We start from the raw sequence: 22,100 nt of genomic DNA, 5'->3' as shown, positions 1-22,100 counted from the left end.
ATAAAAAAGAATAGTTAATAAAATTTAAGATTTATAACAAACTCTAGTTGTACCAGGATTCTTCCAATAGATAGAGGGGAATTGGATTAATTTCAGACAAACTGATTAGAAGTTTATAAAAAATTCCGATGAAAAATCAAGCGTTTCCTCTATTAATGTTCAGTTTGTTATTAATGCTGGTGATCACTCCGTTTGCGGGTTTAGCCCCCTTAATGCTGTTGTTATTAGTAACCGGGATTTTTTATGTTTGGGGTTCAATTTTCATGGTTTTGAAGGAAGGAAAACCTAATTCTGAACCCGGAGATTTGCCTTGAAAATCACCCCTGTCAAGACCGTATTACCAAGGGATGATGGATCAAACCATCCTCTTTCATTGGGTATAAATCAGGAAAAATTTAACTCGGTATTGAGACAGAGGTTAGGTCAAGAGGAAGTTGATACACTACTCCATAGATAGAACACATTTTAGCAATTTTTAATGTGATTTCTGAGTTTTATTGGCTGATTCTACTAGGAGAACTTCATGTTTTTTCATAAGAAAGAACCGATTGAAAAAGCAATCAAGATTGATGAGCCGAATCCTCGTTTTGCCCAATTACTTCTCGAACAATTTGGGGGTGCAACGGGTGAATTAACGGCAGCATTGCAATATTGGGTGCAATCATTTCATGTGGAAAATGCCGGGATTAAAGATATGCTTCAAGACATTGCCCTTGAAGAATTTGGGCATTTAGAAATGGTGGGCAAACTGATAGAAGCCCATACCAAAAATGTGGATCAAACAGAAGCTTTTAAAAGTACCTTATTTACAGTCCGGGGAATGGGCCCCCATTTATTAGATTCTCAAGGTCAAGCTTGGACAGCCGCCTATGTGAATGAAGGTGGGGATGTTGTTCGAGATTTACGGGCGAATATTGGGGCAGAAGCAGGGGCACGACAAACCTATGAAGCGTTAATTAAATTGGCTCCTGACCCCGGTACAAAAGATACCTTAGTGTATTTATTAACCCGTGAAATTTCCCACACCAAAATGTTTATGAAAGCCTTAGATTCATTAGGGAAATTAACTGATCCGTTATTTGGAAATATTAAACCTGACGATACGGTTAATATTTACTATAATCTCTCTAGTAACGGTCAAGATAGTCGCGGCCCTTGGAATTCGGAACCCGATTTTCAATATATTCCTGAGCCCCAAGCCAGTCATTAATTCTGTCAGACTTTTGGCTGGCTGAAAACCCTCGAATTTTAAGCATTTTTGGCAGAATTATTAATAGAAAAAGCATCTGGGAGTCTGGCCGAGTTTCGACCCCAGATGCTTTTTCTTTTCAGACTTCACTCCTCACACTCCTCAAATATACACGATTATTTGGGGATGTCAAGAAAAAAGTGAAAAATTAAAATCGGAAGAAATTCCAAAACCGACTCAAAACCCTAAGCCGTCATCGGTTGAGGCTGAAATTGGAACATGGAATAGATGACATTTCGGCGAATATCCGTCATCATATCTAAGAACAATTCATAGCCCTCGCTCTTGTATTCGATTAAGGGGTCTTTTTGTCCATAACTCCGCAAGCCTACGGACTCACGCAGGGCATCCATTTGTTGTAAATGTTCCCGCCATAAAGTATCAATTTGTTGCAGAATAAAAAAGCGTTCTGCTTCCCGCATTAACCCGGCGCGAATTTGATTAACTTGATTTTCTTTCAAATCATAAGCATTGCGTAATTGTTCATGGAGAAAGGTTTTAATTTCATCCACTGATAAATCCACAAATTGATCGGCGGTTAAATCGGCTAAAAGATAAACAAATTCCTTCGATTTACTAACAAGACTTTCTAAATCCCATTCTTCTGAAGGTAAATCAGGATTAATATAGGCTTCTACGATATCATCCATCGTTTGTTCCCCATATTTAATCACTTGTTCTTTCAAATCTTGCCCTTCTAAAACCCGGCGACGTTCGGCATAAATTGCCCGCCGTTGGTTGTTCATTACCTCGTCATATTCAAAGACTTGTTTACGGATATCGTAATAGTAAGTTTCAACTTTTCGTTGAGCATTTTCGAGCGATCGCGTTAATAATCGAGACTCAATGGGCATATCTTCATCCACATTAAACGCATCCATTAATCCGGCTACGCGATCGCCTCCAAAAATTCGTAATAAATTATCCTGTAAACTCAGGAAAAATCGCGTTGAACCGGGGTCGCCTTGACGTCCGGCTCGTCCCCGCAGTTGATTGTCAATGCGTCGAGACTCGTGACGCTCCGTTCCAATAACATGAAGTCCCCCCAATTCTACAACCTCATTATGTTCCCGTTTACTGAAGTTTTCGTACTCTTTAACAATCTGGTTATAGACTTCGCGGAATTTCTGAATTACCGGATCAGAGGTCGGGGCTTTTTCCGACGCCACAGCTAATAAATCCTCCGCTTGTAATTCCGGTAAGCTGCGTTCTCCATGCACCCCTACGGCAAAATCAACCGCTTCTTTAAGCTTTTGTTCAGTGGATTTCGATAATTCTGTGGGGAATAATTGGGTTGCTATTTTCCAGGTTTTGGGTTTTTTATTCATATCAAACCCTTGCGCCGCCGGACGACGACTACCGGGTACACCCACTACTGCTAATTCCCGTTCATCATCAGGTTTAACAATTTTTGGCATCAAATACTCGCGCATTTTTAGCCGTCCCATAAATTCCGCATTCCCCCCTAAAATAATATCCGTTCCCCGTCCTGCCATGTTAGTTGAAATAGTTACCGCTCCTTTGCGTCCAGCTTGGGCAATAATTTCCGATTCCCGTTCTACGTTTTCCGGTTTAGCGTTTAATAAATTATGGGGAATTTTGCGTTGTTGTAATAAATTAGAAAGAATTTCTGACTTTTCAACGCTAGTTGTTCCCACTAAAACCGGGCGACCTTCTTTATGTAAATCGGCGCATTCTTCAGCAATGGAAATCCATTTTCCTTCTTCAGTTTTATAGACGACATCGGGTAAATCTTGACGGCCGGTGATCCGGTTTGTCGGAATAATGGTAACTTGCAGATTATAGATGCGTTCAAATTCCGCTTCTTCAGTTTTTGCCGTTCCGGTCATCCCCGATAATTTGGGATATAATAGGAAGAAATTTTGATAAGTAATCGTCGCTAAAGTTTGAGTTTCCGGTTGAATTTCGACCCGTTCTTTAGCTTCAATCGCTTGGTGTAACCCGTCACTCCAACGACGACCGGGCATTACCCGCCCGGTAAATTCATCAACGATAATTACTTCCCCATTGCCAATAATATAGTTGACGTCTTTAATAAATAATTCTTTGGCTTTTAAGGCATTAAAAACAAAGTGTGCCCAAGGATCATTAGGATCATATAAATCTTGAACGCCAAACAGTTCTTCTGCTCTGGCAAATCCTTCATCGGTCATCAGAACATTACGGCCTTTTTCATCGACTTCATAATGTTCTTCTTTTTCCATCATTTGAGCAACTTCCGCCGCCCGCATATATTTTTGACTCGGACGTTCAACTTGACCAGAAATAATTAACGGTGTCCGAGCTTCATCGACTAAAACCGAGTCTACTTCGTCAATAATGCAATAGTTAAACACCCTCTGCACAACTTCATCCATTGAGGTTGCCATGTTGTCGCGCAGGTAGTCAAACCCCATTTCACTGTTTGTCCCGTAGGTAATATCACAGTTGTAGTTTTTCTTGCGTTGGTCGGGACTCATATCTTGCTGGATGAGTCCCACACTCAGGCCCAGGAAGCGATGGATTTGTCCCATCCATTCTGCGTCCCGACGAGCGAGATAATCGTTAACGGTGATGACGTGCACCCCTCTTCCAGCCAAGGCGTTGAGATAGGCGGGAAGGGTGGAAACCAGGGTTTTTCCTTCCCCCGTTTTCATCTCGGCAATTTGCCCGGTGTGTAGAATTATACCGCCGAGGAGTTGGACATCAAAATGTCGCATCCCCAAAACTCGTTTTCCGGCTTCTCGGACTACCGCAAAGGCGTCGGGGAGAATTTCATCGAGGATTTGGTTTTCGTCGTCTCGATTTCTAGCTTTAGCGAGTTTTTCCTTAAATTCTCCTGTCTTGGCCCGCAACTGATCATCCGAGAGGCTTTGAATTTCTTCCTCTAAAATGCTGATATCCGTGACAAGAGGCTGATATTTTTTAAGTTTACGCGCATTCGGATCACCCAACAGAGCTTTTAACATGGCAAGAACAGGATATGGTTACGAAAATTTATAGAGTTTGAATAAATCATTGTTTATTCTAGCATTCCCTGGTTCGGTATTGTTAACTTGATACCCTAATTAACAGGTTAACAGGCAAGATGCCTGTTCCACACAGCCTAATTTAAACCGGACTGCACCCGCCATAAACCCGCATAAATACCCGGTTGTTCTAAGAGGTTTTCATGGGTTCCTGATTCGATTAATTTACCGTGTTCCATTACATAAATACAATCGGCATTTCTAACCGTTGAAAGGCGATGAGCAATGGCAATTGTTGTCCGGTTTTTGGTAATTTTTTCTAAGGAACGTTGAATGGCGGCTTCGGTTTCATTATCCACCGCAGAAGTGGCTTCATCTAAGATGAGAATCGGAGGATTTTTTAACACGGCTCTAGCGATCGCAATGCGTTGTCGTTGTCCGCCGGATAATTTCTGACCCCGTTCTCCAACTATTGTATCATATCCTGATGGTAAATCGTTAATAAATTCATCGGCTTCTGCTACTTTAGCAGCTTCAATAATTTCGGTTAAAGACGCATCAAAGGTTCCATAACCAATATTATCAGCAACGGTTCCATGAAACAAGAAAACATCCTGACTCACTAACCCAATAGCTTGCCGTAAATCCTCTAATTTCAAACGATTTAATTCAATACCATCTAAGGTAATTACCCCGGCATTAATTTCATACAATCGCAATAATAATTTAACTAAGGTACTTTTTCCCGATCCCGTAGAACCGACAATGGCAATAGTTCTCCCGGCGGGAATTTTTAGGGATAAATCTTGAATCACCGGATAGCGATTTTTATAGGAAAAATAGATATTTTTAAATTCTATTTCTCCGCGAACTGAATCAACCGAAAGGGCAATATCCCCCGGATGAATTTCAATTGGTGTATCTAATAAATTCATCACTCGGTTAATAGAAGCCATCGCCCGTTGGTATTGATCAAAGGTATCGCCTAACCGGGTTAACGGCCATAATAACCGTTGGGTAATAAACACTAAAACGCTATAGGTTCCAACGGCTAACTGTCCTGAAGTAACCTGTAGACCGCCTAATAATAGAGTTGCAATAAATCCAAATAAAATTAAACTTCTAATCACGGGAACATAAGCAGAAGATAAGGTAATAGCCCGTTTATTACTTTGGCGATAGGCTTCACTATGATAATTTATCCGTTGACTTTCATAGTTTTCGGCTGTGAAACTTTTAATGGTTGTAATCCCGCCTAAATTATTCGCTAATTGTCCATTCAGTAAACTCACTTTTTCCCGAACATCTGCATAAAGAGGGGCGAGTAATTTTTGAAACCAAACCGAACCCCAAACAATAAACGGCATCGGAAACATTGCCCACCATGCCACAGTGGGTGCTAAAATAAAGAAAGCGGCTCCAATCACAATTACCGTTGTAATCACTTGGATAATTTCATTCGCCCCAATATCTAAAAATCGTTCTAATTGATTAATGTCATCGTTTAAAATCGACATTAAACTGCCGCTACTGCGTTCTTCAAAATAGGCTAATTCTAATTCTTGTAAATGCCCATAAGCGTCTAATCTTAAATCATGTTGTAAGGTTTGGGCTAAATTCCGCCAGAGAATTTTATACGCATATTCAAAAACCGATTCTAAACTCCAGATGATTAAACTTAATATCGATAAAATTAACAGTTGATTAAACGCTCCTTGAATTCCCCAGTTGACTAAAAAAGAAGTTTTGGGGTTAATGACAACATCAACCGCCCAGCCAATTAATACTGGAGGAGCTAAATCAAAGATTTTATTTAAAATTGAATAAACTGTTGCTAACCCTATTGTTTTTTGATAGGGACGAGCATACTGGAGAAGACGTTTTAAAGGATGAATTATTTTAGACATTACAATTATTAAGAAATAGACTGTTGAAATAGAAATCCTTCAGGACTTAAGCTAAGAAGAGGGCGAGGAAACCCATAGGTGTCAACTTCAGCCGAAAACCCCTGATTACAGCCGAGATTAGATCCCCCTAAATCCCCCTTAAAAAGGGGGACTTTGATTTCCTGTTCCCCCCTTGTTAAGGGGGGTTAGGGGGGATCATTTGATTGATGTTGCTTGAATCAATTGAGATACCCCACTCCAAAGAGAATAGCGTGCGTTAAGGGCACTGTGAGCAGAATTTATAGCTTGCTTCCACATCAAAGGATCACGACCACAAAGATTTTTGAGCAGTTTTTTTCCCATCGGGATGTGTTGGTCTTCATCGAGAAAGGTATGACGCTCAAGATAAAGACGTAACGAATTACAACTGAGAGCATTGGAACTCTCAAAATAGGTGATAATCCGTCTAAACATAGCGGGAATAATATCCTCTCGACCGAGTAGAAAAGCAGCAGCAATTTCGTGATTAGATAGGGTTGTTGTTTGTAAAGTATACAAAACAAACTCTTTTGTTGATTCGGGTATCAGTAAAGGTGCTATAGCTTGTTCAACAGAGCAACCTTGCTCAAGAGAAAGAATAAAAGACCGAATTGGATTTGTATTCGCTCCAATTTCTGCCATCGCCGCTAGGTAAAGATCAAAATGGCTAATGTATTCCCCTGGGATGGGTTCATCTGTTTCTTCAAGTAGTACAATTTCGTTAACCATCCGAGCGGAAAGAATATCTTTAGGAGGAAGCCAAGGAACATCAATACAGGTTAATCGACGTTGCAATGTTTTGATCAGTGACATAAAATCCCAAACAGCAAAAATATGGGATTCCATAAAAATACGCACCGCTAAAACATCATTGAGTTGTTCATATACTGGATGGTTTATCAGCGCGTTACGCAGGGGAGAAAGTTCTTCAGTCAGTTGCAAGTAGGGATCTATTTCTGGGGGAATAGATGTATCTTGAATCACAGGATTTTCGGAATTTGTTAAATGACTCATTGATCAATGAACCTTTAGTTAGTTCAACATTTAAAACTCACCTGATTATATCAGGTCAATGCTTAGGGTCGCATAAAAAAATAGCAAGTTATTGAATAACCAATAATTGTTATCAACTGTTTCATTAATTTTGGCTGTAGCTGACGAGCATATTTAGCCCCCATGTAACCCCCGATTATTGTTCCAGCCATCATGACGAGTCCTTGCTCCCAAGCGACGATTCCAGACCTAATAAATATAGCTGTGGCTAAACTATAAATACAGCTAATCAGCAGAAGTTTTAGGCCGTTGATTAACTGTATATCCTTCACCCCCAGAATTTGTAAGGTCGCAAGGATTAAGAAGCTGATACCCAAGCCATAAAATCCTCCATAAATTGCTACAATAAACTGTAGAATTGCCACTTTCAGCCAATTTTTCCTTTGGTCTGGGTTGGTTTCTTTGGAGTTTGCTAACACTCGCGCTGTAATTGTGTCATTGAAGCTAAACAGCAACATGGCCACCAGTAACAAATAGGGGACGAGTTGGTCGAAACGGTTGGCTGGAAGCCAGAGAAGCAATAGGGCACCCAAGGCACCACCCAGCAGACCGACACTAATCAAGAGCCCGCAAAGTGACTTCTCCCTCTGCAATTCTTGGCGGTAAGCAACAGCAGCAACGAGATGACCGGGTAAGGAAATGATTGTCCCTGTGGCGTTGGCAGTGATAGCGGGTAGACCTGCTAAGATCAGTGTGGGAAAAATAATGATGCCACCACCCCCCGCAATCGAATTCAAAACGCCACAGACGCAGCCAATTAGAAACAGAAGACCAGCTTGGATAAAACTCATGGCTTATGAAACCCGACTACTGTAGGGGCGAGGTTTTCTCGCCCTCTTCCACAATTAAGTCTGTTGGGAATACAATCCTAATCGGTATAATTCAAGGTTTTTGTACAATTCATCTAACCACTGGTTTGTCATTTCCTGAACTTCCTTTGAACATTGTTTTTGCTTGGCTTCACTATCATTAACAAAAACCCTTTTCTTTGTTGGATCTTTTGAGTAAAGCTGTGATGTGTCACGCATCCGCTCTTTTTCTTCCTCGGAAAAATTAACTTGAAAAAAGTCTAAAACAGAAGACCATGTAGCCTCTGGTAGCTGATTATAGTTCAGCATTAAAGTATTGTGATCTGCGTTATGGAGAGCAATTTGGCAAAAACTAGCTAACATCCTAGCACAGTATTCCTCAGAGGTCATCTGTTCAATTTCCGATGCAGAAAAACCCGTGATACTTTCACAAATTCCAGGGGTATTTTTAAGATCTGTCCAGATCGGATCATCGGTAACATTGTTACTCTTAAGATCCATCCATTCCGCAGGTGCTTTCAGCACTGAAACCATGACTTCAACTGGGTTACGATAAACGAAAACCCACTTAACATCTGGGAATGCTTTTTTGATTAAGCTGAGTTTCCTAATATTCCAACTTTTGAATTTAATAAAGTAGTTGGTTTCCGTCTCCCGTCGCTGTTGTCCTAACGCACTAACGAGTAATTTTAACCACTTAATTCTGTCTTCTTCAGAGATACCAACCAAATCGGTGATCAAAATTGAATTCATCGGGGCGGGTTCAGAAATGACCAGATTCTGAGGTAATTTAGAGAGGTTTTGAGAAACCAAAGTTGAACCACATTTTGAGATATGAAAAATAAATCCAGTGGGTTTCAAACCTGGGTTAATTTCATATAAATCAGCCAGTGCGTCTAACTGAGTTTGAAACCGTAAACGGCTGGGATCTTCACGAAGACAACGGGCTATTGTTTGATTAAAAAATGGGTCGGAGAAAACGATATTACTCAAATCGCACCATTGCACTAACGGATGCGGTTTTTTTAAATGAATTAGGGTGGGCGTTAAGCCAACAATTTGCTCCATTTTGGTGTTAATCCTAATAGAATACTAAATTTAGAGATTCTTCGTTTCACTCAGAATGACAAATTTTCCCCTGTCATACTAAATGTTGTTTACGGACGTTTCTGTTTCTGTCTTTCAAGTGTTAAGCTCCAGGTGGAATAACTTTTACATCCAAAAGATCGGCGATCGCTTCAAGAATCTCTCCAATGTCTTGCGTTTGCTCACATTGGGCAACAACATATCCAAGGACATAACTGTTAAACTTTTCAGCAGGTAAATAAACTTGATCTCCAACGTAACGTAATTGCGTAAATTCTCGAAAACAGGGATGGGTTTTAATTGCATCAATGCCATTAATAGAAGAAATACATCCCGGTTGGAGTGGAAGTAATGCTCTTAACCCCGCTCTAAACATGGTATCTTGATAATACTCATCTTTTGTAAAGGGATTCTGTCCTTGAATCACTTCCATGATGCAATCGTAGGGATTTAAAGCAGGATTAGACAGGGGAATCAGATGAGAGTTAATACATTCACCTCCTAACCTACCGCCAATCTCTAAAATTTTAGGTTGATCGTTAACAACCATCATGTCAATGTGAAATCCACACCAATTAATTCCGGTTAAGGGAATAGCCTGTTTTGCCATCTCAACAATTTTGTATTGAATTTCAGTGGATAATAAAGATGGCGTAATATTTTGATACTGAATTGGAAGCGTCAAGTCGTTTTCTTTATCAACAATTGAAAGAATAATCGGCTGACCATTAACAACCATACCCGCAACGGAGTGTTCACTTCCAATCAGTTCTTGTTCGACAATAAACTCATGTTGATAAAAGCCATAAGTTGGATCATTTTCAGGTCGAACAGTTCGATAAAAATTAGCAATCTGTTGTTCGGCTTCTTCAGCAGAACGAATTTTAAAAATCCCCCGTCCAAAAGAAGAACCTGGCGGCTTTAAAACACAGGGAAAACCAACTTTTTCAATAGCATCCCAGATGCTATTTTTATCATTTACAATCGCAAAAACTGGGTTAGCTTCTGGGAGATATTGCTCAAAAAGGCGACGGGTATTCGCTTTATTACGAACATTATGGGCTAGATCTGGGGAGGTACCCGGAAGACCCAAGGCTGCTGATAATCTCGCTACCAAAGCAACAATGGGATCAGTCCATCCGATCACCCCTGCGATTTGAAGATCATGCTGTTTAACATAAGCCAAGATATCGTTAAATGCTTGATCCTCATCCGTGAGGGGTGTTTGAATTAAATGGGTTAACTCATAAGCTTTGTAATCTGCGATCGCACTATCTGCTAAAACAATATCCAGTCCGTTATTACGAGCCGCATTAATTTCTGCATCCCTTTCTAAATTGACAGAGCGGGTTCCAATATAGAGAATGTATTTTTGAGTCATTATTCTTGAGGGTAACTATCTTTAAGGGCGGTTAACAGTCAACCGTCAACCGTCAACCGCCAACTGTCAACAATCAACCGTCAACCGTTGCAGCTTGATAAAGTTCGTGAATGATCAAGGTGTAAGCCTTGGTAATGGGGATATGTCCTAAGCCCATTTCGCATTCAGGACGCCGAGCCTCATTCCAGAAGCGAATATTGCCAATATTACCAAAGGGAATTCGGATACCACTTTGTATTCCTGAGATGGCGTGAGGTTGGTTGTTGATATCCCCAGTGGCATCGAAAGAGGCATTAAAAATCAGGTTGAGTCCATTGATGGAAGTCTGCTTTCCGGCAGCAACAGCACCCTGATTATAAACCCACAATCGACTTTGATAACGCTTTGCGGCTGATTGCAGTAAACTCAGTTCTTCATCATTAAGTGCTGTGGGAGCTACACCCTCCAACTTGATTTTCTGCTCCAGTCGAATACAGGCTTGGCGTTCGCGCAAGACGGCTAAACGTTGGCTATCACCATCTTGTAACGAATCCTGTAAATCTTCGGGTCGGCGTTGCCAAATCTGTTCAGGGGCTTTATTAGCCTCAACAGGAATCATTTTTAAATCACCCGCTTTAATTTTAGCCGGATCAACCGCCGCACAGTAGGAGTCAATGCGCCAAGGTACTCCTAAAATACAAGCAAAACCCATAATCGTATCACCGACTTGCCAGGGACGATTCTTTGTTCGTTGCATCACGGTAAAATCATCACAAAATTCATTTGTAATTAGCTTCATCACCCGTGCAACGGCTTGATCAAGGCTACCTAAGCGTTGAATAACTTCTGTAAAAATGTGTCGTTTTGTTTCTTGATCAGCTTGAGAGAGGTTAATGCTGGGACTAATACCAAGTACATCTGCGGCCATCCGCAGTGTTGAAGGATCAGGAATCATGATTTCCTCTGGTAAAAATAGTTCCTTCCGCAGTCCTTGGGAAATATGAATCGATGTTAGACGACAAACCTGCTGCATTTGATTTTGGAATTCTGGATAACGAGTAATACTAGCCAGAAGTTGACTTCCAGAACCTAGAAAACAATCGCCTTGCTTGAGGTTTACTTCTAAAATTGATAAGCGTTTTGCTAATTCTAATGGCAGATGCACGGGGTCAACGGTTCGGTTAATTTCTTCTATGGTTTTATCACTACCTTTTAGGGCAAAAACGGAAAGAGCCGCCATTAAAAAACGTTCATCATTGCTGAGATCTGTCCAGTCCAAACTAGATTCGCTTACTTGTATTTTTTGCAAAATGGCGCTCAGTTCACCTTTGCGCTCTGAGCGTTGAGCCCCCCGTTCAACTATTGCTTTTCCACCTAGACCCAGAATAAAATCAGTAGCAGTAATTGATTTAATCAGAATTTGCAAATATAGGAATCCTTTGAGCAAAAATTCACCGCCTTCATCCTCAACTGATACTTGCGGTTTTGTAGCGAACTCCTTACAAATATCATGAATTGCGATCGCAAGCTTTTGGGTTCGCTGTTTGTCAGGGGTGTTATACCGTCGTACAGAGTCAGGAACAGATCGAGCCGGATCGTACTGAACTTCTGAGGATTCCCAAATATTAGGAACTCCATACAACAGAGATGCGCTTTGAGTCATGCCTCGATAAGCACTCAGCAATTCTGGAGGCAATTGATCGGTTAATATTTCATTACTCAGATTTGCCTCGCTGGGATCGGCTCCGTGTGGGTTCCCTCCCTGTAAATCATTTTCAGCAGTTCTGGGACTTTTGATCTCAGTGGTTGTTGGCATCGTTTTCACCTTTATTTTTTTATCGTTAGGGTGGATAATTAATTGATCATCAAGCCAAAAAGTTTTGGCGAATATCCTGATTTAATTATTTAATTATACGGATGAAGTATTTTACCAATTCAAAATTATGTTAATTTTTGTTAATATTAATGGGTTAAGAAAAAATTAAGAAACCTAATCATCAGAATTCACCTTTCATTTATAGCTCAATATATTTCAGGAAAACTATCATTATCTTTTATTTTATAATAAAGTTTCATTTCCCACCTAACGGATCACTAATGAAAGCAGCATTCAATAGTTTACCCATTCCTCCCCATTTTCAACCGCAGCGAGTCGGGGAAGTTTGGCGTGTTCCCTATCAAATTCGGGCTGATGAAGCGGAACAATGGGCAAAACAGTATGGAATTCAACCTGCGAGTCAAGATCAGCTTAAAACTTGTTTAATTTTAATTGATGTTCAAAACACTTTTTGTATTCCTGAGTTTGAATTATTTGTTGGTGGAAGATCAGGAAACGGTGCAGTAGAAGATAATATTAGATTATGTGAGTTTATCTATCGGAATTTAAACCAAATCACTCAGATTGTTGCCACGATGGATACTCATACGGCGTTGCAAATTTTTCATCCGATTTTTTGGATTAATCAACAAGGGGAACATCCCACACCTGCAACTTTAATTTCGGTTGAGGATATTCAAAATCAGATCTGGAAAGTTAATCCAAAAGTAGCCAATAGTATTACCGCAGGAAATTATAAAACCCTAGAAAAACACGCTTTATATTATGCCCAAACCTTAGCGGCAAAAGGTCAATATCCCTTGACGATATGGCCCTATCATTCGATGTTAGGGGGGATCGGTCATGGGTTAGTTTCAGCCGTTGAAGAAGCTTTATTTTTTCATACAATATCTCGGTGTTCTCAAGTTCAATTTGAGATCAAAGGTAATCATCCCTTAACAGAAAATTATTCGGTTTTGCAACCGGAAGTTTTAGAAGATGTTGAAGGAAATATGATCTCGCCTAAAAATATAGCATTAATTGAAAAGATATTAACATTTGATCGAATTTTGATTGCGGGTCAAGCCAAAAGTCATTGTGTGGCTTGGACGGTTGATAATTTATTAACAGAAATTCAAGCCAGAGATTCTAATTTAGCTCAAAAGGTTTATTTATTAGAAGATTGTACCTCTCCGGTGGTGATCCCTGGTATTGTGGATTATACAGAACAAGCTAATAGCGCATTTCAACGGTTCGTCGCAGCAGGGATGCAGATGATTCAATCTTTTAGTTTACTTTCGTAATAATGCGATTTCTGCCTTTTTGTTTGGCTTCATATAGGGCTTCATCTGCTCCTTTAATTAATACTTGAATTGAGTTTTCTTTTGTAGGAATTAAACTCGATATTCCTAAACTTATTGTGAGTAAATCACTGACTTGAGATTGAGCATGGGGAATATTTAACGCTTGAATAGAAGCTTGAATTTCTGTGGCAATTTGCAGTGCTTCTAAAAGATTAGTTTGGGTGAGAATAATAACAAATTCTTCACCCCCATAACGAGCGAGTAAATTCCCTGGACGTTGAACTACTTGCTCAATGGCTTTAGCCACTTTTTTTAAACAATCATCTCCTTCTAAATGACCATAGGTATCGTTATAGGCTTTGAAATAATCAACATCACATAAAATTAAGGAAATCGGTTGTTTTTCCTGTTGATTTCTCAGCCATTCTTGATTTAAAAATTGATCAAAATAATGACGGTTTGCAACTCCGGTTAACCCATCTAATTTAGCCCAACGAGATAAATCAAGTTCTATCTGTTTTCGTTCGGTAATATCTCGAATAGCAATCGAAAATCCGTCCCCTAACTTCACAGCAATAAAATGATACCAACCTTGAGTATTTTTGCCTCGATAAAAAATATCATCAATTAAAGGAATTCCAGTTTCTACCAAGTGAACGAACTTTTCAAATAGGGTGACATCTATTTTTTTTAATAATCTTTTTAAAATAATTTTACCCATTAAATTAGAGCGATCTTTGTTTAAAATTTGGCTAATAATTGGATTTACAACTAAACAGCGAAAATCAATAATTTGTCCTGTTAATGTGTCTCGGACAGCCTGAAAAGCAGCAATTCCATCCATTGAAGTATTTAAAACACTTTGAATTAAAGCGCGAGATTGATATAAAATTTCTTCAGTTTCTTTGCGCCGGATAATTTCTTCTTTTAATTGTTGTTCTTTGGCTAGACGGTGTTGAATTTCGACTTTTAACCGTTCTTCCTGTGCTTGACGGTATTCTATTTCTGCTTGTAACTGTCTTTTCTGTCTTTGAATAATTAACTGCGTTTCAATTCTGGCAATTACTTCTTCCACTTGAAACGGTTTACTAATATAATCGACTCCGCCTACTTGAAAGGCTTTTACCTTATCCCAGACTTCATTTAAAGCACTAATAAAAATAATCGGAATTTCCTGAGTCTGAGCATCTTGTTTCAGTTTTTGACAAACTTCATACCCATCCATTTCGGGCATTTTGATATCTAATAAAATTAAATCAGGGGGAAAAGATTGTATGGCTCTTAACGCCGATATTCCATTGACAGCTTGACGAATTTTATAGCCTTGTTGCTTGAGAATTTCTGATAAAACCTTTAAGTTCTCAAGTTTATCGTCTATAATTAAAATACCACCCGGTTGTTCTTTTTTAGGTCGAATATTCATGAATCTTTATTTGTTCAATTAAGTTAAAAATTTGATCAACTCTATAATTACAGACTAAATCCATTAACGCTTGAGACAGATCAGCTTGTTCCGAGGGAATTTCTTGAATCAAATCTAAAACTAAATCATAATCTAAGTCAAGACTCGCTTGATAAAGTTCATCTATCCATTCAGAGGACATTCCCTTAAAACTTTCATCGCTGAGAACATAGTTTGACGGATTTAAAAGGTTTAGGGGGGTTTCCTCCGAGTAAATATATTCAAGACCTAGATATTTTTCTATCATCTCAAAAATCTGAAATTCCTGAAAGGGTTTCCTAACAAAATCATCACAACCCATAGAGAGTACCTGCACTTTTTGTTCTTCTAAAACACTAGCAGTAATGGCAATGATCACCGGAACACGTTCTTTTAAGCTACTTTTAATTTGTTTCGTCGCTTCATAACCATTCAGAATCGGCATAATCATATCCATTAAAATCAAATCGGGTTCCCACTCCTGCCAAATTTCCACGGCTTCTTGACCATTCGAGGCTTCTTTTAATTGTAATTTTAAGGGTTTCAGCAATTGGATTAATAATTTACGATTGGAAAATTTATCATCAACAATTAATATTTTATAGGCGGGTTGATTCGGAGCTAAACCCATGACTCGCTTTTGAGAAAATTGACTTGATAAATGAGTATTTTTAAGGGATTTTGCCTGAATATCAAAGCTAAATATTGTCCCCCTTCCCCTTTGGGAATCGACTTGAATTTTACCTCCCATTAAATGTACAAATTTTTGACTAATTGATAAACCTAACCCCGTTCCTTCATTAGATTTTCGTCCCATTTGAGTTTGACTAAAAGCCTCAAATAATTGATTAATTTCTTCAGGGGAAATTCCTACTCCTGTATCTTTAACTGCAAAAATGAGTCGGACTTGTGGCGGTTCAATTTGTTCACAATTGACAGTTACAGAAACTCCTCCTTCTGGGGTAAATTTTAGGGCGTTATTGAGCAAATTAATTAAAATTTGACGAAGTTTAATTTCATCCGTACAGATATATTGAGGAACGGTTTCCAAGCAGGTAAAGGTTAAGGCTAAGTTCTGATTTTGGGCTTTGAGAGAAAACATATCCTCTAAATCCTGAAGCAGATGATAGAGATCAAAATTAGCTTCATTCAGAGTAATTTTCCCGGCTTCAATTTTAGCTAAATCTAAAAGTTGGTTAATTAAATTTAATAAATGTTCTCCACTGTGTAAAATAATCTCAACTTGTTCTTGATGTTCAGGAGAAAGGCTTGTACTTCGATTCATCAGTTGAGCAAAACCTAAAATCGCATTCAAAGGCGATCGCAATTCATGACTCATATTAGCTAAAAAGGTACTTTTAGCTTGGTTAGCAACTTCAGCCGCTTGTTTCGCTTGTTCTAATTGCACTGTTCGTTCTGCTACTTTTTGTTCCAGAGAAATATTTAACTGTTGTAATTGTATATTAAGTTCTTGTAATTTTTGATTTTGTTCTAAAAGTTTCTGCTCTTGAGTATAGCATCGCAATGCCTCTTGAACGGTTAAAATCAGGTCGGTTTCATCCCAAGGTTTGCTAATATAACGATAGAGACTGGCTTGGTTCACCACATTACCAACGGATTGAATATCGGCCTGTCCTGTGAGCATAATTTTTAACATTTGGGGATAATGTTGATGAATTTTAATTAATAACTCATCCCCTTGTAAACCGGGCATAATTTGATCAGAAATTACTAACGCCACTTCCAACCCTTCCTGATGTAATTCGGCAATTACTTCTAAGGCTTCTTCCCCACTTTCTGCCGATTCTAATTCATAATGTTCAGGAAGATGACGTTTGAGTTGTTCTTTAAGACTTTCTAAAATTACGGGTTCATCATCTACACATAAAATTGCCAGTTGTTGATCCATTATTTTGAGGTTATAATCGAGATGAATAAAACAAATAAAAACAGGAAAATTTCTGTGCTTATCCCAAGGCTGAGGCAATGGTTTGTGCTAATTCTTCTTCCGTCCAAGGTTTATAAATACAACGATATAAATTAGCAAATTTTTCCGCCCGTTGTATCGCTTCTTCGTCGGCTTGTCCAGTTAACATGACTTTAATAATTTTAGGAAACCGACGATGGACTTCAATTAAAAATTCATCCCCTCGCATTTCAGGCATTAACCAATCAGAAACAATAATTAATACTTCAATTGCCTCCTCTTGTAAATCTTCCAGAATATCTAAGGCTTCGGGAGCACTTTCTGCTCCTTCATAGATATACTCATTTCCAAATCGCCGTTTCAGTTGTTCGAGGATACTTTCCAAGATAAACTGTTCATCATCAACACAGAGAATTGCCTTTTCTACCATCGCCGCTCCTGTACCTGATTTTAACTAAATTCTAGGATATTAATTCCTGCTTTAGGATCAGATTTTATTAATTTTAACATAAATTTTATTGTCTAACCTTTAACAGGTTTAGGAGCGAGGTAAAGAAATTCTAAAAATTGTGGTTCCCGGTTGACTTTGAACGCTGATCTGACCTTGATGTTTGTCGATAATCTTTTTAACAATATCTAAGCCTAAACCACTACCTTCTCCCCTGGGTTTTGTTGTAAAGAAGGGCTCAAAAATTCGGTCTTGAATGTCAGCCGAAATCCCACCGCCCGAATCAGTAATTTGAACAACAAACTCAGTCTCTTCTTCTTGGACTAAAATCTTGAGATTTCCCTTACCATTCATCGCCTGAATACTATTATGAATTAAGTTTGTCCACACCTGCATCAATTCATCAGGATAGCAGTCTAGGGGATGGGTAATTTGATAAAGACGATTCACTTCTATACCGCGTTTGAGTTGATTATGATAGAGTTCTAAAACCGTATCAATTCCTTCAGTAATTAACACCGATTGTTTAAGATTACTGTTATCATAACGGGCATAACTTTTGAGAGCAAAAACTACTTTAGAAGCTCGTTCAATGGCGGTGATCATTGTTTGGTTATTCCGTTGTAATCTCGCTAGATTATAGGCTAAAGTTAATAACCATTCTTGTTCGGGATGTTGCAAAATAGGTAAAATCGATTCCAGATGCTGATAAATGCCAATATCTACTAAAATATCAGCTATTTTTCGGGGAGATTCTATTTGATAATCTTTCAAAACTTGATTGAGTTGACGTTTATATTCACGTTGTTCTCTGGTGGAAAGTTGTTGAGGATTGGCACGCGATCGCGCTAACAAACTAAAAAATAAATATTGTTGATCTAGATCTAGTTTTTGATAGAGTTTAGGTAATTCGCTTAAAGATTCAATCAAAGCTTGATTGTTATTATTAATAGCAGCTTGAATCGCCCCTAATGGGGTATTAATTTCATGGGCAATTCCTGCCACTAATTGCCCTAATGCTGCCATTTTTTCCGATTGAATTAGTTGACTTTGGGTGGCTTTTAACTGTTGAAGTGCCTGAGATAATTCTTGTGTCCGTTCTTGAACTTGACGTTCTAAAGTTTGGTTATATTCAGCGAGAATACGTTCGGCTTCTTTGGTAGAAGTAATATCGGTAATTGTGCCGACATATCCTGTAATTTCACCCGCAGTATTTCGTTCAGCTAGTGCTTTTCCATAGACCCAAATTGTAGTTCCATCGGGTCTAATACAACGATATTCACACTGAAAAGCAACGTCTTTTTGTACAAATTCTAACCAACTTGAAAGGGTACGATCTCGATCTTCTGGGTGTATCGTTTTTGTCCAACCCATCCCCATCGTTTCCTCTGGACTCAGACCCATCATGGCAAAATTTTGGTCATTTCCATAGATAAAATTTCCTTCAATATCCGTGCGGAAAATTCCCACGGGAGCAGCTTGAGCTAAACTCGCATAGCGTTGTTCACTAATTTGTAAAGATTGATTTAGTTCTTGCATTTGAGTCAAAGTAGTTTGCAATTGTTGGATCATATAATTAAAAGAACGGGTCAGTTCTCCTAATTCATCTTGGCGATTAGTTTCTAAAGCTTGATCCCATTGTCCGGCGGCTATATTTTTTGACGCTATATTCAGTTTAATAATGGGTAATGTTACCCATCTAGCTGTTAAAATCCCCATCGTAATTGCCACAATTAAAGTGACTAAACATAAGAGTAACGTTGTTCGATTATTGGCTTTAATTTCATCCAAAAAATCATTTTCAGGAACGACTAAAACAATCAACCATTCTAATTTTTTGTTATCGGTAAAAGGAATAACATTTAAAAAATATTTTTCTTGATCAATCGAAAAATCAATTTTTGTGGGCTGATCAATTTTATGAAGACTTTTAAAATTTCTCAATAATTGTTGTGTAGCTGATTGGGTGATGTCATTTCTACTTTCTATTCCCAAAAAGAGTTGATTTTGACTTTCAATTTTTCTAAACGGTTGCTCTCCCGTAGAACTAGCTAATAAATGACCTTCAGGATCAAGAATAAAAACTTGTCCTGATTTTCCAATTTTTAAGCCTTTTAGAAAAGTAATAATTTGATCAAGGCGTAAGGTGGCTAGAAAAATTCCTTCGATTTCTTGTTTCTGATTGTAGATCGGTTCTAAGGCACTAATTAATAAGCTAGGTTCTAAGATCGAAACAAATACATTACTCCAGGAACCTCGGCGTTCTTTAATCACTTTTAAGTAAGTGGGATGCTGACGTAAATCATAGTCTTTTTTAATTAATTTACCTTGGTTTCGATTTCCTAAAGGATCGAGTTTAAAAGCATAGAAATTATTTCCGACATCATCCCCAACAACATTAACTTGGAAATTCCCATTCAGGAGTTTTTCACCTGACCGTTGTGTATTTTGATTGGTCGCAATAGCAATAAAAGTGATATCAGGATATAATTGAACTTGTCGCCAAAGGTATTTTTCCCAAGGATATAAATTCGTTGTGTTTAAAAAACCTAATTTAATTTGATTAGAATTCGTTTGGTTAATCTGAGTGGGAGTTTCTAAAAAAAACTGTAAATTTTCTTGGACGCGATCGCTAACTTGATTCATTAACTGTTGGGCTAAATTTTCAACAGCTTTCTGCCCATTTTTAAACGAAAAATAACCTACTAATCCAACCGTAGCGGTAATTTGTACAACAAAAGGTAAAATTAAAACCGTCCTTAACGGAAGTTTACCAATCGTTTTGGCTACAAATTGATTCCAGAGTAAAAGTAACATTATTCTGACCAGAAAAGAGTAAAACTATTAACCTCCCCAAACCCTAAAAAAGGGTAAGGGTGAGGTTAGTGGTAATGATTAGAAAGGTTTTGAGGACGTTTTAACGAGAAGAAGGAGCCAGTTCAGGTTCGGGAGATTGCATGATTGTAGGAGAAGTTTGAGAGGATTTATTAAACGTCATAGCAACTAATGAAAATCCTAAATAAGCGGGTAAAATAATGGCAGAAATAAAAGCAAATACCGTTAACCAAGAAGCTAAATTACTCGAAGTTCCATAGGTTGAACGATAGGGATCAGCTTTAATTTGATAGGGATTTTCTGAATGATCTAGTCCTCTTGAACGCTTAAATCTAACCCGTCGATCATCTAATTTTTCCACTAAAATCCAACCCATTTCTGCTTCTTCTTGACATAACCGTTTAAAGATAGTTGGATTCCGAAATACATCTCGATTAGCCCGCACAATTTTATACTCCCATTCCCGAACTAAATGCTCAGGAGATTCGGCGTTAGAATAACCGTTAGGTTGTATAGATTTTACAGGCATTTGTTTGGTATCTTCTGAGTCGTAGCGAGTCAATGTTTCTTCCTCCTCCTGTTCTAATTCTACATCAGTTTGTATGGAACAGATCCAACTTGCGAGTAAAACCGCATCAATCCCTAGGCTACTGACCATGAGACTTAATAGGGCAATTTCGCTCATAATTAACTTTAAGATAAATAACTTTCAATCCAAAAATCACAGCCTACAGAACCCCAGGTTATTCGTTCTAAAGAAAGCGCTTCTGTCATTAGGGTAAATCCCAAATCTCCCACGGGAGAAGGTGCTATTTTTCCCCCAATAATTTTAGGAGCAATAAACGCTAAAATTTTATGGATGCTACCATCTGCAATAGCATTAGCGGCGAGGTTTCCCCCACATTCCCACAGCACCGATAAAAACTGACGTTCATACAAATAAGCCATGACTTGGGCAGGTGTCAAGGGCGACAATTCCGCTACCTCTACCCCCTTATTCTGCAAAAACTGTTGGAAATCTGGATTTACACCCTCCTCTGTTATAACTAAAGTTTTCACATCCTGAGTGTCCCATAAATGGGCTGCTTTGGGTAAGTTTAATGTTCGACTCATTACCACTCGCAATGGGTTCGGTTCTCCGGCTTCGTGGGTTGTTAGCCAAGGATTATCTCGTCGGACGGTATTTCCTCCTACAATAACCGCATCACAAGCTACTCGCAATTGATGAACTTTCTGTCTGGCTTCTGTTCCCGTAACCCAAGAACTATGACCCGTTGTGGTAGCAATTTTTCCATCTAATGTCATCGCATATTTCAAAATTCCCCAGGGTTGATGATGTAAAATTCGATGAATAAATGCTTCATTTAAGGATTGACAAGCTTGTTCTTCAACGCCAACAATAACTTCAATTCCAGCCTCTTTTAAGCGTTGAATTCCTGTTCCTGAAACTAAGGGATTGGGGTCAACCATTCCCACCACAACTTTAGCAACTTGGGCTTGAATTAAAGCTTCTGTACAGGGAGGAGTTCGCCCAAAATGATTACAAGGTTCTAAATTAACATAAACCGTTGCTCCCTGCGCCTGTTCTCCGGCATTTCTCAGAGCAAAAACTTCCGCATGGGGTTGACCAGCCCCCGGATGAAACCCTTCTCCGATAATTTTTTTATCCTGAATAATAACACACCCGACTAAGGGATTGGGTGCAGTTTTTCCTAATGCTTGACGCGCTAATTGTAAGCAGTGTTGCATCATTTGTTGATCAAAATTTAGGGTCATATTAAAAAATATCTATAGCAATCCTAATTAAGTTATCAAAAAAATCTGTAGGGGTTGGGTATCCCAACCCAGGCGCAAAGAGGTTTGGGATACCCAACCCCT

Annotated in this window: 16 protein-coding genes; 3 read left to right on the top strand and 13 right to left on the bottom strand. The window is 38.8% G+C overall.

All coding sequences use genetic code 11. The annotated features are described in order from the left end of the window. The first annotated feature begins 128 nt into the window (after positions 1–128). Entirely contained in the window at positions 129–314 is a 186-nt protein-coding gene (locus PL8927_RS13755) for a hypothetical protein (RefSeq protein WP_083622435.1), read from the top strand. Positions 315–523: 209 nt separating this feature from the next. After that, positions 524–1,210 (top strand): manganese catalase family protein, encoded by a 687-nt coding sequence (locus tag PL8927_RS13750; protein WP_083622432.1) that lies wholly within the window; start codon positions 524–526, stop codon positions 1,208–1,210. Positions 1,211–1,434: 224 nt separating this feature from the next. On the opposite strand, the gene secA is transcribed toward PL8927_RS13750, so the two are convergent. The 7 genes from secA to PL8927_RS13715 all read right to left on the bottom strand — a co-directional run bounded on the left by secA (position 1,435) and on the right by PL8927_RS13715 (position 12,267). Next, the gene (secA, locus tag PL8927_RS13745; protein WP_083622429.1) at positions 1,435–4,218 is read right to left on the bottom strand and encodes a preprotein translocase subunit SecA; all 2,784 of its coding nucleotides are present in this window, start codon (positions 4,216–4,218) and stop codon (positions 1,435–1,437) included. 137 nt (positions 4,219–4,355) lie between these two features. Further along, positions 4,356–6,125: an ABC transporter ATP-binding protein gene (locus tag PL8927_RS13740; protein ID WP_083622426.1), complete on the bottom strand. Its 1,770-nt coding sequence runs from the start codon at positions 6,123–6,125 to the stop codon at positions 4,356–4,358. 195 nt (positions 6,126–6,320) lie between these two features. After that, on the bottom strand, positions 6,321–7,157 hold the full coding sequence (locus tag PL8927_RS13735) for a DUF3050 domain-containing protein (protein ID WP_083622423.1): 837 nt from the start codon (positions 7,155–7,157) through the stop codon (positions 6,321–6,323). 62 nt (positions 7,158–7,219) lie between these two features. Further along, a complete protein-coding gene (locus tag PL8927_RS13730) occupies positions 7,220–7,987 on the bottom strand; it encodes a sulfite exporter TauE/SafE family protein (protein ID WP_083622420.1) in 768 nt (255 codons plus the stop codon). 54 nt (positions 7,988–8,041) lie between these two features. Continuing rightward, positions 8,042–9,073 (bottom strand): sulfotransferase domain-containing protein, encoded by a 1,032-nt coding sequence (locus tag PL8927_RS13725; RefSeq protein ID WP_083622417.1) that lies wholly within the window; start codon positions 9,071–9,073, stop codon positions 8,042–8,044. A gap of 121 nt (positions 9,074–9,194) precedes the next feature. Then, positions 9,195–10,472, bottom strand: a complete 1,278-nt coding sequence (locus tag PL8927_RS13720; RefSeq protein WP_083622414.1) for an ATP-grasp domain-containing protein — start codon at positions 10,470–10,472, stop codon at positions 9,195–9,197. A 73-nt stretch (positions 10,473–10,545) separates the two neighbouring features. Continuing rightward, positions 10,546–12,267 carry a hypothetical protein gene (locus tag PL8927_RS13715; protein WP_083622412.1) on the bottom strand — a complete coding sequence of 574 codons (1,722 nt, stop codon included), beginning with the start codon at positions 12,265–12,267 and terminating at the stop codon, positions 10,546–10,548. A gap of 281 nt (positions 12,268–12,548) precedes the next feature. Here PL8927_RS13715 and PL8927_RS13710 point away from each other — a divergent pair, with 281 nt between their 5' ends. Then, positions 12,549–13,571, top strand: coding sequence for a cysteine hydrolase family protein (locus tag PL8927_RS13710; protein ID WP_083622409.1), 1,023 nt, complete (start codon positions 12,549–12,551; stop codon positions 13,569–13,571). On the opposite strand, the gene PL8927_RS13705 is transcribed toward PL8927_RS13710, so the two are convergent. The 6 genes from PL8927_RS13705 to ribD all read right to left on the bottom strand — a co-directional run bounded on the left by PL8927_RS13705 (position 13,555) and on the right by ribD (position 21,998). Next, positions 13,555–14,994, bottom strand: a complete 1,440-nt coding sequence (locus PL8927_RS13705; protein WP_083622406.1) for a diguanylate cyclase domain-containing protein — start codon at positions 14,992–14,994, stop codon at positions 13,555–13,557. The genes PL8927_RS13710 and PL8927_RS13705 overlap by 17 nt on opposite strands. Then, a complete protein-coding gene (locus PL8927_RS13700; RefSeq protein ID WP_083622404.1) occupies positions 14,978–16,921 on the bottom strand; it encodes a response regulator in 1,944 nt (647 codons plus the stop codon). The genes PL8927_RS13705 and PL8927_RS13700 overlap by 17 nt, the downstream gene beginning before the upstream one ends. 58 nt (positions 16,922–16,979) lie before the next feature. Beyond that, positions 16,980–17,369, bottom strand: a complete 390-nt coding sequence (locus PL8927_RS13695) for a response regulator (RefSeq protein ID WP_083622401.1) — start codon at positions 17,367–17,369, stop codon at positions 16,980–16,982. A 108-nt stretch (positions 17,370–17,477) separates the two neighbouring features. Further along, a complete protein-coding gene (locus PL8927_RS13690) occupies positions 17,478–20,204 on the bottom strand; it encodes an ATP-binding protein (protein ID WP_083622399.1) in 2,727 nt (908 codons plus the stop codon). Between the two features lie 100 nt (positions 20,205–20,304). Then, positions 20,305–20,907 carry a hypothetical protein gene (locus tag PL8927_RS13685; RefSeq protein WP_083622397.1) on the bottom strand — a complete coding sequence of 201 codons (603 nt, stop codon included), beginning with the start codon at positions 20,905–20,907 and terminating at the stop codon, positions 20,305–20,307. A gap of 8 nt (positions 20,908–20,915) precedes the next feature. Further along, positions 20,916–21,998, bottom strand: coding sequence for a bifunctional diaminohydroxyphosphoribosylaminopyrimidine deaminase/5-amino-6-(5-phosphoribosylamino)uracil reductase RibD (gene ribD, locus PL8927_RS13680; RefSeq protein WP_083622395.1), 1,083 nt, complete (start codon positions 21,996–21,998; stop codon positions 20,916–20,918). Between the last annotated feature and the right edge of the window lie 102 nt (positions 21,999–22,100).

Origin of the sequence: Planktothrix serta PCC 8927, assembly GCF_900010725.2 — a bacterium.
Lineage (GTDB): Bacteria > Cyanobacteriota > Cyanobacteriia > Cyanobacteriales > Microcoleaceae > Planktothrix > Planktothrix serta.
Note: the sequence above shows the minus strand (reverse complement) of the source record. Positions and strands in the feature narration are given on the sequence as shown.

Excerpts from the sequence above, each read along its gene's own strand:
- PL8927_RS13755 (WP_083622435.1), top strand. The coding sequence starts at position 129 with ATGAAAAATCAAGCGTTTCCTCTATTAATGTTCAGTTTGTTATTAATG.
- PL8927_RS13750 (WP_083622432.1), top strand. The coding sequence starts at position 524 with ATGTTTTTTCATAAGAAAGAACCGATTGAAAAAGCAATCAAGATTGAT.
- secA (WP_083622429.1), bottom strand. The coding sequence starts at position 4,218 with ATGTTAAAAGCTCTGTTGGGTGATCCGAATGCGCGTAAACTTAAAAAA.
- PL8927_RS13740 (WP_083622426.1), bottom strand. The coding sequence starts at position 6,125 with ATGTCTAAAATAATTCATCCTTTAAAACGTCTTCTCCAGTATGCTCGT.
- PL8927_RS13735 (WP_083622423.1), bottom strand. The coding sequence starts at position 7,157 with ATGAGTCATTTAACAAATTCCGAAAATCCTGTGATTCAAGATACATCT.
- PL8927_RS13730 (WP_083622420.1), bottom strand. The coding sequence starts at position 7,987 with ATGAGTTTTATCCAAGCTGGTCTTCTGTTTCTAATTGGCTGCGTCTGT.
- PL8927_RS13725 (WP_083622417.1), bottom strand. The coding sequence starts at position 9,073 with ATGGAGCAAATTGTTGGCTTAACGCCCACCCTAATTCATTTAAAAAAA.
- PL8927_RS13720 (WP_083622414.1), bottom strand. The coding sequence starts at position 10,472 with ATGACTCAAAAATACATTCTCTATATTGGAACCCGCTCTGTCAATTTA.
- PL8927_RS13715 (WP_083622412.1), bottom strand. The coding sequence starts at position 12,267 with ATGCCAACAACCACTGAGATCAAAAGTCCCAGAACTGCTGAAAATGAT.
- PL8927_RS13710 (WP_083622409.1), top strand. The coding sequence starts at position 12,549 with ATGAAAGCAGCATTCAATAGTTTACCCATTCCTCCCCATTTTCAACCG.
- PL8927_RS13705 (WP_083622406.1), bottom strand. The coding sequence starts at position 14,994 with ATGAATATTCGACCTAAAAAAGAACAACCGGGTGGTATTTTAATTATA.
- PL8927_RS13700 (WP_083622404.1), bottom strand. The coding sequence starts at position 16,921 with ATGGATCAACAACTGGCAATTTTATGTGTAGATGATGAACCCGTAATT.
- PL8927_RS13695 (WP_083622401.1), bottom strand. The coding sequence starts at position 17,369 with ATGGTAGAAAAGGCAATTCTCTGTGTTGATGATGAACAGTTTATCTTG.
- PL8927_RS13690 (WP_083622399.1), bottom strand. The coding sequence starts at position 20,204 with ATGTTACTTTTACTCTGGAATCAATTTGTAGCCAAAACGATTGGTAAA.
- PL8927_RS13685 (WP_083622397.1), bottom strand. The coding sequence starts at position 20,907 with ATGAGCGAAATTGCCCTATTAAGTCTCATGGTCAGTAGCCTAGGGATT.
- ribD (WP_083622395.1), bottom strand. The coding sequence starts at position 21,998 with ATGACCCTAAATTTTGATCAACAAATGATGCAACACTGCTTACAATTA.